The organism is Myxococcus sp. AM011, from assembly GCF_013372595.1.
GTDB classification, from domain to species: Bacteria; Myxococcota; Myxococcia; order Myxococcales; family Myxococcaceae; genus Myxococcus; species Myxococcus eversor.
The window spans coordinates 1-11,317 of record NZ_JABXEM010000329.1; the positions used below are offsets into that span (position 1 = coordinate 1).

General features: G+C 66.8%; 13 protein-coding genes and 1 pseudogene. 11 read left to right on the forward strand and 3 right to left on the reverse strand.

The annotated features are described in order from the left end of the window. Positions 1–116 precede the first annotated feature (116 nt). From HUW62_RS41745 to HUW62_RS41770, 6 genes are all read left to right on the forward strand, one after another. Positions 117–296 carry a hypothetical protein gene (locus HUW62_RS41745; protein WP_176437593.1) on the forward strand — a complete coding sequence of 60 codons (180 nt, stop codon included), beginning with the start codon at positions 117–119 and terminating at the stop codon, positions 294–296. A gap of 91 nt (positions 297–387) precedes the next feature. After that, a complete protein-coding gene (locus tag HUW62_RS41750) occupies positions 388–945 on the forward strand; it encodes a DUF2924 domain-containing protein (RefSeq protein ID WP_176437594.1) in 558 nt (185 codons plus the stop codon). Next, positions 942–1,142: a hypothetical protein gene (locus HUW62_RS41755; protein WP_176437595.1), complete on the forward strand. Its 201-nt coding sequence runs from the start codon at positions 942–944 to the stop codon at positions 1,140–1,142. The genes HUW62_RS41750 and HUW62_RS41755 overlap by 4 nt, the downstream gene beginning before the upstream one ends. Next, positions 1,139–2,692: a recombinase family protein gene (locus HUW62_RS41760; RefSeq protein ID WP_176437596.1), complete on the forward strand. Its 1,554-nt coding sequence runs from the start codon at positions 1,139–1,141 to the stop codon at positions 2,690–2,692. The genes HUW62_RS41755 and HUW62_RS41760 overlap by 4 nt, the downstream gene beginning before the upstream one ends. Continuing rightward, positions 2,689–3,111, forward strand: coding sequence for a hypothetical protein (locus HUW62_RS41765; RefSeq protein ID WP_176437597.1), 423 nt, complete (start codon positions 2,689–2,691; stop codon positions 3,109–3,111). The genes HUW62_RS41760 and HUW62_RS41765 overlap by 4 nt, the downstream gene beginning before the upstream one ends. Positions 3,112–3,223: 112 nt before the next feature. Further along, positions 3,224–3,766 carry a PspA gene (locus HUW62_RS41770; protein WP_176437598.1) on the forward strand — a complete coding sequence of 181 codons (543 nt, stop codon included), beginning with the start codon at positions 3,224–3,226 and terminating at the stop codon, positions 3,764–3,766. Positions 3,767–3,878: 112 nt separating this feature from the next. Here the strand turns inward: HUW62_RS41770 and HUW62_RS41775 are convergent, their stop codons facing one another. Beyond that, positions 3,879–4,259, reverse strand: a complete 381-nt coding sequence (locus HUW62_RS41775; protein WP_176437599.1) for a DUSAM domain-containing protein — start codon at positions 4,257–4,259, stop codon at positions 3,879–3,881. Positions 4,260–4,517: 258 nt separating this feature from the next. On the opposite strand from HUW62_RS41775, the gene HUW62_RS41780 reads away from it, so the two are divergent. After that, entirely contained in the window at positions 4,518–5,690 is a 1,173-nt protein-coding gene (locus HUW62_RS41780) for a serine/threonine-protein kinase (RefSeq protein ID WP_176437600.1), read from the forward strand. Positions 5,691–5,697: 7 nt separating this feature from the next. Next, the gene (locus HUW62_RS41785) at positions 5,698–6,015 is read left to right on the forward strand and encodes a hypothetical protein (RefSeq protein WP_255203942.1); all 318 of its coding nucleotides are present in this window, start codon (positions 5,698–5,700) and stop codon (positions 6,013–6,015) included. Between the two features lie 285 nt (positions 6,016–6,300). Here the strand turns inward: HUW62_RS41785 and HUW62_RS41790 are convergent, their stop codons facing one another. Further along, positions 6,301–6,648: a helix-turn-helix domain-containing protein gene (locus HUW62_RS41790; protein ID WP_176437601.1), complete on the reverse strand. Its 348-nt coding sequence runs from the start codon at positions 6,646–6,648 to the stop codon at positions 6,301–6,303. A gap of 52 nt (positions 6,649–6,700) precedes the next feature. Beyond that, positions 6,701–7,018 (reverse strand): helix-turn-helix transcriptional regulator, encoded by a 318-nt coding sequence (locus tag HUW62_RS41795; RefSeq protein WP_255203943.1) that lies wholly within the window; start codon positions 7,016–7,018, stop codon positions 6,701–6,703. A gap of 255 nt (positions 7,019–7,273) precedes the next feature. Here HUW62_RS41795 and HUW62_RS41800 point away from each other — a divergent pair, with 255 nt between their 5' ends. The 3 genes and pseudogenes from HUW62_RS41800 to HUW62_RS41810 all read left to right on the forward strand — a co-directional run. Next, positions 7,274–9,217, forward strand: coding sequence for a serine/threonine-protein kinase (locus HUW62_RS41800; RefSeq protein ID WP_176437603.1), 1,944 nt, complete (start codon positions 7,274–7,276; stop codon positions 9,215–9,217). 73 nt (positions 9,218–9,290) lie between these two features. After that, a complete protein-coding gene (locus HUW62_RS41805; protein WP_176437604.1) occupies positions 9,291–10,214 on the forward strand; it encodes a DUF2381 family protein in 924 nt (307 codons plus the stop codon). Between the two features lie 639 nt (positions 10,215–10,853). Continuing rightward, positions 10,854–11,317 (forward strand): annotated as a pseudogene (locus HUW62_RS41810) (hypothetical protein); the annotation flags it as partial.

Consider the following 11,317-nt stretch of genomic DNA (forward strand, 5'->3'; position numbering starts at 1 on the left):
TGCGATGCGCGGTGTTTCTCGTTTGGCGAGTGGCGTCGTCCTGGCGGGAGTGCTGCGGGTGCCATGTGTCCCCTCGATTTCGCTCTCGGGCCTTTGTCATGACGATGGATACGCGGATGTCGAATCAGCATGAGGTTGAGGTTTCAGCCGGGGGGCGCTCCAGCACCCCGCAGCAGCGCCAGGACGACGCGGTGGACGTCCTCGCCGATGCCCTCTGGGAGTTGTGGCTGCGTCGACATGCGCAGCCGCAACGACAGGCGCCCGCGTGGAGCGCGGAGGAGAGCGCGCATGGCTGAGGCGCGGACTCTCGACTTGTCTTCTTCTGGGGACAGAGCGTCCATGGTTTGCGCCCGAGGGCGTGCCGCCCCGGACGAAGGAGACAACACCATGGCGAAGAAGGGGGCTGCGCAGGCCGCGCGCCAGCAGTTGGCGGGTCTGCCGCAGCAACTGGCCGCGCTGGCCAGCATGTCGGTGCCGGAGCTGGCGGAGAAGTACCTGGAGGTGTACGGCGAGCCCACGCGCAGTCGGAACCGGGACTACCTGAAGAAGCGCCTCTCCTTCCGCATTCAGGAGCTGGCCGGAGGGGGCCTCTCCTCGCGCGCCGTCGCACGCATCTCGGAGTTGGGTGACAAGCTCCCCGAGCGCTGGCGGATGCGGCAGGTGGAGGAGACGAAGCCCTCCGCGCCGCCTCCTCCAGCCCCTGCGGACGTGCGCGCAGCCACTGCGGACGGGCGCGACGCGCGCCTGCCCTCGCCGGGCACGGTGCTGACGCGCGTGTTCAAGGGCACGCAGCACCGGGTGACGGTGCGCGAGGACGGAATTGAATACGAGGGGCAGCTTCACCGCAGCCTTTCCTCCGTGGCCAAGCTGATTTCGGGCACGGCCTGGAATGGCTTCACCTTCTTCGGGCTCAAGGCCGGCGGCTCGAAGGCGGTGACGTCATGAGTGGCCCCGCCTTCTTTCAAACGTACATGGGCCAGCGCTTCTACGAGACGACGATGCCGCAGCTCGTCCGAGAGCTGCGGCGCCTCAACGACAACCTGGAGCGGCTGGTGACGGTGGCGGAGCAACTCGCCGGGCAGAAGCCGGCGCCGAGCGTCGAGCCACGGGAACCGTCGCCCGGGGATTCGGAGGGGCCATGAGGAAGAGCAAGTCGCCACCCACGGACGCGAAGCGCTGCGCCGTCTACACGCGCAAGTCCACTGCGGCGGGCCTGGAGATGGCGTTCAACTCGCTGGACGCCCAGCGAGAGTCCTGTGTCGCCTACGTGCAGCGCCAGCCCGGCTGGACGTTGGTGGATGAAAGCTACGACGACGGTGGCTTCACCGGCGCCAACATGGAGAGGCCCGCCTTCCAGCGGCTGCTGCAGGACGTCGACGCGGGCCGGGTCGACGTCGTGGTGGTGTACAAGGTGGACCGCCTCTCCCGCAGCCTCCTCGACTTCGCGAAAGTCATGGAGCGCCTCAACACAGCGGGCGCTTCCTTCGTCTCGGTGACGCAGAACTTCAGCACGGCGGACGCCATGGGGCGGCTGACGCTGAACATGCTGATGTCCTTCGCCGAGTTCGAGCGGGAAATGATTTCGGAGAGGACGCGGGACAAGGTAGCCGCCGCGCGCCGTAAGGGACTGTGGACGGGGGGACGCGCTCCGCTGGGCTACGACGTGAAGGACAAGCGCCTCGTGGTGAATGAGTACGAGGCGACGGTGGTGCGGGAGGCCTTCGAGCTGTACCTCCAGCACCAGCAGGCCTCGACGGTGGCGCGCCTCCTCAACGAGGTGGGGCGCAAGACGAAGCGGCACGAGGCCCAGAGCGGTGCCACGCGCGCGGCTCGGAAATGGACGACGCAGGATGTGCTGCGCCTCTTGAGGAGTCCCCTGTACGCAGGCTTCGTGCCGTATGGCGACGAGATGCACCCGGGAGAGCACTCGCCCATCGTGGACAGGGCCACCTTCCATCAGGTGCAGGACATGCTGGAGGGCCGTGGCCCCGGCATCCAGTACCACGGGCGCAACCCTGACTACGTGCTGCGAGGCCTGTTGCGCTGTGGCCTGTGTGGCGAGGCAATGACGCCCGGCAGCACGCGCAAGGGAGCGCGTGAGTACCGCTACTACCGCTGCATCACCCGGGACAAGCAGGGGAAGGAGGGGTGCCGGGCTGCTTCCCTTCCGGCAGCCGCCTTGGAGGACTTCGTCGTCGCGCGGCTGAGGGAGGTTTCGGTAGGTGAGGGCTTCGCGGCACAGGTACACGCCCGCCTCACGGCGCGGATGGAGGAGAAGCACAAGGCCCTACGCGCCGAGCGCGCGCAGCTTCCGAAGGATTTGGGCAAGCGCGCTGGGGAGTCCGGGAAGTGGGTGGACTCCCTCGCCAAACTGGAGGGCCCCGCCCGGCGCCTCCTGGAGGAGAAGCTGACGGCTGCGGAAGAGGAAGTCGCCGGCATGAGGAAGCGGTTGGCGGAGGTGGAGCGCGCCCTGGACGCCATGGAGAGGGAGAAGGTGGAGGCGGAGTGGGTGGCCCAGGCCCTGGCGGACTTCGACGCGGTGTGGGACGCCCTGACGGCGACAAACCGTGGGCGCCTGCTGCGAGCCCTCGTTGGCCGGGTGGTGGTGAACGAGGCGACGGGGCAGGTTGACGTCTACCTGTCCCATGCCGGTGAGTCGACAGCGCCCGCGCGCGAGGAGGCGGCAGCGTGAGCGCGAGTCCCGAGTTACTGCCGGCGGAGGCCGGCCTCGTCAGCGCGCACTTCCACCGCGTGCATCGCTCGAAGGTGCGCTTCCGAGAGGGGGCGCCACCGTCGCCGCGAGAAGTGGCGCGAAGGCCCGCGCACGTCGCGCGGATGCTGGCGCTGGCGCACCATGTGGAGTCCGTCATTGAGCGGGGACTGGTGGCGAGCGCAGCGGACGTCGCCGGTCAACTGGGCTTTACCCGGGCGCGTGTGACGCACCTGTTGGACTTGCGGTTGCTGGCGCCCGACATCCAGGAGGAGGTGCTGTTCCTCGAGGCCGTGGAGGGTGAGGAGCCCCTCAGCGAGCGAGTCCTCCGGGCCATTGCACACGCGGGGACGTGGGAAGCGCAGCGCGAGCGCTGGCGTGAGGTGAAGGCTTCATTCTGAGACGGGAGTCCGAACACTCGGACTCCTTGGTGTAGCGTGAGTGCAAGAGGCTGTCTGTCGTGTTGAAGAATATGCGGGCCGGGTGGTCCGCCAGGAAAGCGAGCGAGAGCACATGCAGAACGACATGAAGAGTGCCATTCAGGCTGCGGTGGAGGAGGGGGTGGGGAAGGCGATGGGCCGGCAGACCGAGCTGATGGGCCGGCAGGCGGAGCTGCTGGAGCAGATTGCTCGGTTTCTGGGCATTGAGCCCAACCGGGCTCCTGCGTCCGCGCCGAAGCGCGCCTCCGTACCACCTCCCGCGTCGAAGCGCTCGCCCGGGCCCGCGCCGAAGCGCCCGTCCTCGGTGCCCGTCCGGAAGTGGGTGAAGCCGGAGGCCGCGCCCAAGTCCACGGGGACGAAGGCCGCGCCCCAGAGTCGCCGAGGGCGCCCGCGTGCGGCGGGGCGCACAACGACGGCTGCCGCCTCCAACTCCAATCCCAACCCCGCGACGTCCGTCGCATACGAGGTGGGACAGGAGGTGCGTTACAAGCAGGGGCGGGGCAGCTTCTCGGCGAAGGTGAAGTCCATCGACGCGAACGCGAAGACGGTGACGGTGGAGCGCGTCTCAGATAACAAACAGGTAGTGCGCCCCTTCGACAAGGTGACGCCGGCCTGAGTCCGGGCCGCGAAGCGCCCTCGCTGGAGGGCGCTCCTGCGGGAAGTAGCTGGAGAGCGCGAGACGCGCCTTTGCCCGGCACGCCGCTGCGCAAGGCGCTCCGCGCTCGTTGTCACGGCTCGTCGGCCATGTCGTCGAGCTGCCCTTGGGCAAGGGCGCGGTAGTGGGGCACGACTTCCACCTTGAGCACGCCTCGCATCTCCTCGCGGGCGCTGCCGAAGTCCCCCTTGTCCTTGTGCTGGTACATCCGGTGCAGCGCGTCCATGAGCCTGCGGGAGCCTTCTCGGATGCGCTGAGATTCCTCACGTAAGAGGCCCAACGCACCTTCCTCCGTGGCGAGCGCGCTCTCGGCTTCACTGTCGCTGATGCCCACCTCGGAGGCCGTGCGCCTCAGCAGTGCCTTCGCTTCAGGTGTGAGGGCCAGGTGCGCTCCTGTGGTGGAGACACGGCGTGCCAGTTCGCGAATCGGGCCCCAGTCAACGGTTTCACTCACGAGTCATCTTTCCTTTGCGAGCAGCCCAAACCTGCGTGCGAAGCCAGGGCTGGGGCCTCTTGCACCCAGGAGAGGGGTAGGCGCTCATGGGGCCGCGACCTGTCCGCTGCGGGTGTCAGAGGGCTTCACAGGCAAAGAAGGTCATGTTAATTCGACGGTCAAGTCAACTAGACCTTGCGTGCCTTGGAGAGGTACCCGGTGACGGAGAGGCTCGTTACCCGTGGGGCCGCGCCCCTTTATTCAGGAGGATTCACAGCCATGCCGAAGCGTTCGGAAGACGATGTGACGACGGAGGATTTTCCGCGCAGAGTCCCCACCCTGCCTGCACCCAGCGCGGCGCGCTTCCTCTTCGAGGTAGAGGGCGTGCGTTACGAGGCGGTGCGGGAGCTGGAGGTGCGGCCGAGTGGCGAGCGGCTGCTGAAGGCGGAGCGGCGCGTGGCGGATGGCGCGCTGTCCGGTCCGTGTCTGGTCCGCCGAATTGCCAGCCCCTCCACGCACATGCAGCGCATGCGGATGATTGAAGAGGTGCAGTTGGCCTTTCGCCTCAACCACCCCAACATCGCTCAAGTCTTCCACATGCAGGTGGATGAGGAGGAGGACGCCCCCTACGCCATCATGGAGTACGTGGGTGGGCCCTCGCTGGAGACGCTGGTGTGCGCGGCGTTGGTGGGAGGGAAGCCCCTCTCGGAGGGCTTCTGCTTATACGTAGGTGCGGAGGTTGCGGACGCGCTGCACTATGCGCACACGCTGACGTCGGAGAAGGGAGTGCCCCTGGGCATTGTCCACCGCGACGTGAGCCCCCGGCACATCGCCTTGGGCCTCCATGGAGAGGTGAAGGTGCTGGACTTCGGCTCGGCGTACTCGCTGCTGGTGGGGCGGGAGGAGTCGCCAGAGAATTTGCTCCGAGGGGACGTGGCCTATGCCAGCCCCGAATACCTTCGCAAGGAGGGGCTGACGCCGCGCTCCGACGTCTTCAGCCTGGGGGTGTTGTTGGTGGAGTGCTTGACGGGCAACCATCTCTTCGAGGTGCGCGATGTCCCGGTGGTGGCGGCAAAGGAGAGCCCGTTCCGCTCGGAGTCACAGCCGTCGTTGCCGTTGCAGCAGATGCAGGCCCTCATGGAGACGTTCGGCCCGGACGTCGTCGAGAAAGTGGTGGCCCACCTCAATGAGGATCTCAAGGCGGTGCTGCACACGGCGCTACGCCTCAACCCCGAGGAGCGCTTCGCGACGGCGGCGGACATGCGGGATGCCCTGCGCGGTGCCGCCCACGCCCAGCTCCGCGAACCCTATGGGCGCGCGGAGGCCGCCAAGGAGACCGCCCTCGTGGTTTCCGAGGGCGGGGTACTGCGTGACCAAGTCGAGTTCGGCGAGGCCGGCCTCTATCCGGATGGACTGGAGAAGCACGAGCTGGGGCTCCCGAAGAAGGAGTAGGCCGCCGATGCTCTGCTTTCGCCTACTGCGCAATGGCCGGCACCTCGCTACCGCGGGGGTGTCGGACTTCGGAGTCGTCTCCGCCATTCTGACGTGGGTGCGCCGACCCGATGATGAGACTCGCGACAAGCCGGATGTGGACCTCCACTTGGGGGGCTCCGTGGGCAGGGAGTACCGCGAGCACTTGAAGTGGTGTTACGTCAACGACATCCGTGCGGGCGACGTCCTCACGGTGGAGGTGCGTGACGACTTGGAGCCTGACCCTCCGAGGGAGAGACGTCTCGACGAGGAGGCGGGCTGGACGATGTGGCCCGCCTCCAACTGAGAAGGAAAGCCCTGGAGTCGCAGCTCGCCGACGTGGCTGAGGAGTTGGCGGAGTGCGGCGCGGCGTAGCGGGGTGCCTCCTCCTTCGGACGGGGAGGCGCTCCTCCAACGCAGGGGGCTGCTTGGGTTGAGGGCGAGTGCTCCGGTGCAGGGTCCCGAGGCAGGGAGCTCTGCCCGCCAGGCCTGCTCCCTGCTCGGAGACGCCGGATCGCTGGTTGCACGCCTCCTGGCGCTGGGGGAGGGAGGAGTGCGCTGTTTGGCGGCGCCCTCCGCCCAGGGAGCTGCTTCAGCGGGCCAGCTCGGTGGTGATGCGGACGAGGGCGTCCAGCTTCGCCGCGTCGAGCTTCCGCGCGAGGAACAGAAGGCGGCGCAAGGTGACGGTATCCTCCGGCCGAGTTGGAGCCCCTTTGTCGGGGGACTCGGTCAGCCCCATCATGTCCTCCGGAGAGACCATCAACTCGATGCACAGCTTCTTGAGCGTTTCGACGCTCGGAATCATGTGCCCGCGTTCGACTCGGCTATAGACGGCAGGGGCCATCCCCACGCGCTCCGCGACTTGGACCTGCGTCAGGCTCATCTGCTCCCGGGCGAGGCGGGCGATGGCGCCAAGGTGCGTTGCAAGCTGTTCATTCATAGGTACAAGGAAGTATACCCGAATTGCTAGTTGTCATGGGAACACCATTCCATCAGCGCACGTCCGGCAGAAGCTGGACGAGGGCGAGCGCCTGGTGCGCGTCCAACTGGCGCACACGACGCAGTAAGGCCTCCTTGGCGTCAGCGACGACGTCAGGTGGCAGCGAGGATGGGTAGCCCAGTAACTCGTTGGGAGTGGTGCGGAGGGCGGTGCACAGACGGTACAGTGTCTGAATGCTGGGGAGGCCTCGCCCTCGCTCGAGTCGGCTGTAGACGACGGGAGAGATGTCGATGAGGTGGGCCACGTCCACCTGCGTCAGGTTGGCACGAAGGCGGGCGGCGCGCAGGGAGTCGCCTATGATGCTGCGCAAGGGACGGGAGGACTCCTTCGGAGCGGCGACGCCGCGGACGTCAGGGTGGATGTACATTCTTAGAAACTATACCTGATAGTCTAGTTGATATCACCTTGATGTGGCTGGCGCTTCTTGGGCGCGGTGGTTGGAGGTGGGAGAAGACTTCGCGCGATTTCCCCGGGCTTCTGGTAGCGTGGGCCGGCGTCGGGGAGGGAGCTGCATGCGCGTGGCCGCAGTCCTGCTGTCCTACAGAGTCGCCATGAGGACGTCGCCATGAGGGACAACGGCCCCCCGGCCGTGCTGTCCCCCGGGGACGTGGTGATGGGCTACACAGTGGTGCGGCACCTGGACCAGGGCGGCTTCGGCGCCGTGTATCTCGCGACGAACGACGGGCAGCCTTGCGCCTTGAAGGTCGTGGAACGGCAGCGCGTCGAGGGGCGGGTCGAGAGAGAAATCGCCATTCTCGTGAGCTTGAAGCACCCCAACGTGGTGGGGATTCGCGGCTTCAGCTACTGGCAGGCATGGGAGCGTGAGTTCGCCCTCATCGCCATGGAGTACGTCGAGGGCCGGAAGCTGAGCACCTGGGTGGCGGAGGAGAATCCCTCGGCCCGGCAGATTGCGAAGGTGACGCTCGACGTGGCGCGGGCGCTGGCGGCCTCGCACAAGGCAGGAGTGGTGCACCGGGACGTGAAGGACGCCAACGTCATGGTGCGCGGCGCGGACGGCCCGGCGGTGCTGGTGGACTACGGCATCGGGGATTACAAGGGAGCGCCCGGCGTCACCCAGTCCATGCTGCCGCCCGGGACGATGGAGTACCGGCCCCCCGAGGCCTGGCTCTTCCTGCAGAAGCACCTCGGCCAGAGAGGGCTCCGCTATGTGTCGGCCCCTTCGGACGACGTGTGGGCCCTGGGCGTCGTCCTCTATCGCCTCCTCACGGCGAGGTGGCCCTTCAACGATGCGACGGACGAGGCCTACGTCGAGGGCGTCATCAGCATGTCACCCATGCCTCCTCACGTGGCCAACCGCTTCGTCCCGGAGCGGCTGAGCCTGTTGTGCATACGGCTGCTGGAGAAGGATCCGGCTGTGCGTCCCGATGCGAGCGCTGTCTGTGCGGCCCTTGAGGGACTCCTGGCCGAGGCGGAAGCGGAGGCGTGGAACACCCCCTTGTTCGACGTGTATAGCCCCAACTCGGCCACCACCGAGGGCGGAGTGAACCCGCTGATTCGATGGGCGAAGCGGCCCCTGCGCCAGATGCGCCGGGGCAAGGCGCCGGGGCTGGAGCTGCCGGCAGTCCCGGGCGAAGGCGAGCCCGCAGCGTTGCCACCCGAGGCCTCGCTGGCGCCTGCGGCCCCGCTGCCCATGGAGGCGCAGTTGCCGGGCTTGGCGCTCGAGGCTGGGGAGGAGGCCGCACCGGCGGCGGAACTCCCGAATGCGGCGCCCGAGGTCCCCGTCGTCGTGGTGGGGCGGCGTTCGTTTCTCTCGCGACTCCGGCTGGGGCGTGTGCTGGGCGCGGGGCTGCTGACCATGGCCCTCGCGTATGGGGCGTACTTCTCACAGCGGACGGCCTCACCGCAGCCGCAGGCCGGCCCCGGTCAAGAAGTAGCGGCATATGCCAAGAAACCTCAAGCTGCCCCGGCCGCAGCTCCCATTGGGCCGGAGGCAACACCTGCGGCCGTCGCCCCCCCTGCGACGCTTCGCGAGGTGACTGCAACCGTGACGACGACGAAGAGTGACTCCCCGACCTCCCTGCCGGTGCCTGCCAAGAAGGCCACGAGGAGCGTCAGCAGTGCCGTGGCGACGGCGGCCCTCTGCACCACGTTCGCGTGCTCCGGTCCCCAGGTGCGCCCGGCTCCGGATCCTGAACCGTGCCCGGCAGGCGCCACCAAAGGCATGAAGAAGCTGGGCATGGACATTGGGGATAAGCAGAGCGCGGGCTTCGTCCGAGGGGACCAAAAATACGTAACGGTGAAGGAAGGCACTGCACAGATCATTGTGGGGTCGGACTACGCCACTCTGTCTGGGCGACTCGTTATCGCCGACCGCGTCTATGTCCGACTGACTCGAGCGCGATTTCGTGGAGAGAGCTTCCCCGTGTGCCTGGAGGTGTTGGACACCTCGAACAACCGCGGACTGGAGATTGAGGGCGGCGGAGGGGATACCGGTAAGGCGCGCGTGTACTCTGGCGTTCTTGTCAAGGCGGTGAGTGAGTTTGAGTGAAGTGCCGCTGTTTGTCAGACACCCGTGAGTCGCCAGCGGTGTTGCCGCTGGCTTGATCCAGGAGAAACGTCGCGTGCGTCATTCCGTGTCGGCCGTGCTGCTTTCCCTCCTCCTCACAGGAGGAGGGGCGGCTCTGGCGCAGTCGCCCTCATCCACCGTGGGGCTGAGCATTCGGCGAATCGAGCTGGTATCGGATGATGTTCAGCCAGCGGTTGAAGTGGCAGTGAGCCCTGGGCTCTCGACGATGTTTCTCTTTGATTCGGAGGTGAGTCGAGAGGGGCTGACGCTCGAGGGACGCGAGCGCTTCGCGATGGTGGACGCTGGGCTCACTACCTTGCGCCTGATTCCGTCAGAGAAAATCTCGGCGGGAGAACGGCTTAAGCTGACGGTGCGTTTCCAGGATGGCGCGGCCCCGGCGAGTGCGACGTTTGTCCTGGTCTCGCACCCCGCACGGTCGGAGGCGCAGGTCGAAGTCTATCGACGCAAGAGGAGCGTCGAGAACTACCAGGAAGAAGTCCGTCAGGCGCGCATCGAAGCCGAGAGGTGCAGAGAGGAGAATGAGCGCCTGCGCGCGGAGCGAAGTGTGCCCGATGGAGTGACGGGACTCATCGCGACATCAGTCCTGGATGGCCGCGGCATTGATTTCCGCGACGTGAGCAAGGTTGCCACCTTGGGCCCGGGAGGAGCAGCAGGCAAGTCCTATGTCCGTACATACCGTACAGCTCGCAGGGTGGCTGTTGAGGTCAGCCTTGTGTCACGGGGGGATGACCAACCGTGGACTGCAGTGGGGGCGACGCTCCGGGGCAAGGCCAACGAGGAGCTGAAGGTGCTTCAAGTGTGGCAGTCCGGCCCTGTTGCCACGGGCTCAGATGGCAAGCGCGTAGTGGTGGTAGAGGCTGAGGCAGCATCCGAGTCCTCCCTGGGGAGCTACACGCTCAAGCTCTGGGACGCGGATGGGCGCCGCACCGTCACGCTCGGCAACGTCACCTTCCCTTAACCCTGTCAGCACTGCATCCAAGCCCTTTCGTGGGTTTCCGGCATTGGGGGCTTGTGCCGAATGCCAATCTAGGGTCAAATGGACTATACCTATTGGTCTAGTTCATTCTGGCGTGCCCTGGAGGGCGATGTGTTCCCCACTGTGCTGGAGCGTGTGCGCGCGACTGCGCGCTTCCTGGGTGACCGCGAGGAGCGCCTGGACGGCGACGCTCCTGATCCACCTTCATGAATCCGCTTTGAAGTAGGCGCTGGGCTCTCGCACCGGGCAGAGACTCCCCCGCACCGCCACGTGAGGCGCGTGCTGACGGTCGTCCTGCGCCGAGGAGCTGTCTGCGTTTCGTCGGGCTGCATGCCTGACGCCCACTGAGGAACTCTTCCTCAGTCATCCCTATTCGCGCGTTTGGAGTCATGGGCGGAGCCAGGCCTTCCTGATGCCGTGGCGAGACACGTCTGTCTGCTGTTGGGACGGGCCGGGCTTCCTAGCGCCGTGACGTGACACGTCTGCCTCTCGCTTGGCTCGGCCGGCCTGTCGGCGACTCCCGCAATGCAATGCATTCACCCCGCAGCCCGGCGCCCTGCCGGACTGAACGGGAAGCCTCTGTCCATTGCCCCTTCTTCGGGGCCTTCACAGGAGACGTCGATGTTCATGCGCTGGGCCGTCGTGTTGCTGCTGGTGTTACCTGGAGTGGGGTGGGCGGAGGAGATTGCCTATGAAGACGACCTGGCGAAGGTCGAGGAAGACACCGTCCTCCTTGAGCCAGAGGTGGACGAGCTGCTCGAGCCTTCCATGGACGAGGGTGACGCCCTGGTCGAGGAGGAGCCGGCCTCGTCCAGCTCGGGCTCTGGCTGGGCGAACCGGCTGAGCCTGGAGACCTCCACATGGGCGTTGCTGCCTCGACGTGGAGCGGGGACGGACCAAGGATTCCTTCAGGTGCAGCCGCGGCTGGAGCTCGTCAAGCCGGGCATGCTCCACCTCGACCTGGGCGCGCCGGTGCGACTGCGGATGTGGGGCGCAGAGGAGGGCGCCAGTCTGGTGCGGAAGGAGGACTGGGACGAGCTGTCCGACTGGGGCCAGGTGGTGCAGGCGCTGACGATAGGAGGCGA

Bases quoted from the DNA above. Each gene is read 5' to 3' on its own strand.
- HUW62_RS41745 (WP_176437593.1), top strand. From the start codon at position 117: ATGTCGAATCAGCATGAGGTTGAGGTTTCAGCCGGGGGGCGCTCCAGC.
- HUW62_RS41750 (WP_176437594.1), top strand. From the start codon at position 388: ATGGCGAAGAAGGGGGCTGCGCAGGCCGCGCGCCAGCAGTTGGCGGGT.
- HUW62_RS41755 (WP_176437595.1), top strand. From the start codon at position 942: ATGAGTGGCCCCGCCTTCTTTCAAACGTACATGGGCCAGCGCTTCTAC.
- HUW62_RS41760 (WP_176437596.1), top strand. From the start codon at position 1,139: ATGAGGAAGAGCAAGTCGCCACCCACGGACGCGAAGCGCTGCGCCGTC.
- HUW62_RS41770 (WP_176437598.1), top strand. From the start codon at position 3,224: ATGCAGAACGACATGAAGAGTGCCATTCAGGCTGCGGTGGAGGAGGGG.
- HUW62_RS41780 (WP_176437600.1), top strand. From the start codon at position 4,518: ATGCCGAAGCGTTCGGAAGACGATGTGACGACGGAGGATTTTCCGCGC.
- HUW62_RS41785 (WP_255203942.1), top strand. From the start codon at position 5,698: ATGCTCTGCTTTCGCCTACTGCGCAATGGCCGGCACCTCGCTACCGCG.
- HUW62_RS41790 (WP_176437601.1), bottom strand. From the start codon at position 6,648: ATGAATGAACAGCTTGCAACGCACCTTGGCGCCATCGCCCGCCTCGCC.
- HUW62_RS41800 (WP_176437603.1), top strand. From the start codon at position 7,274: ATGAGGGACAACGGCCCCCCGGCCGTGCTGTCCCCCGGGGACGTGGTG.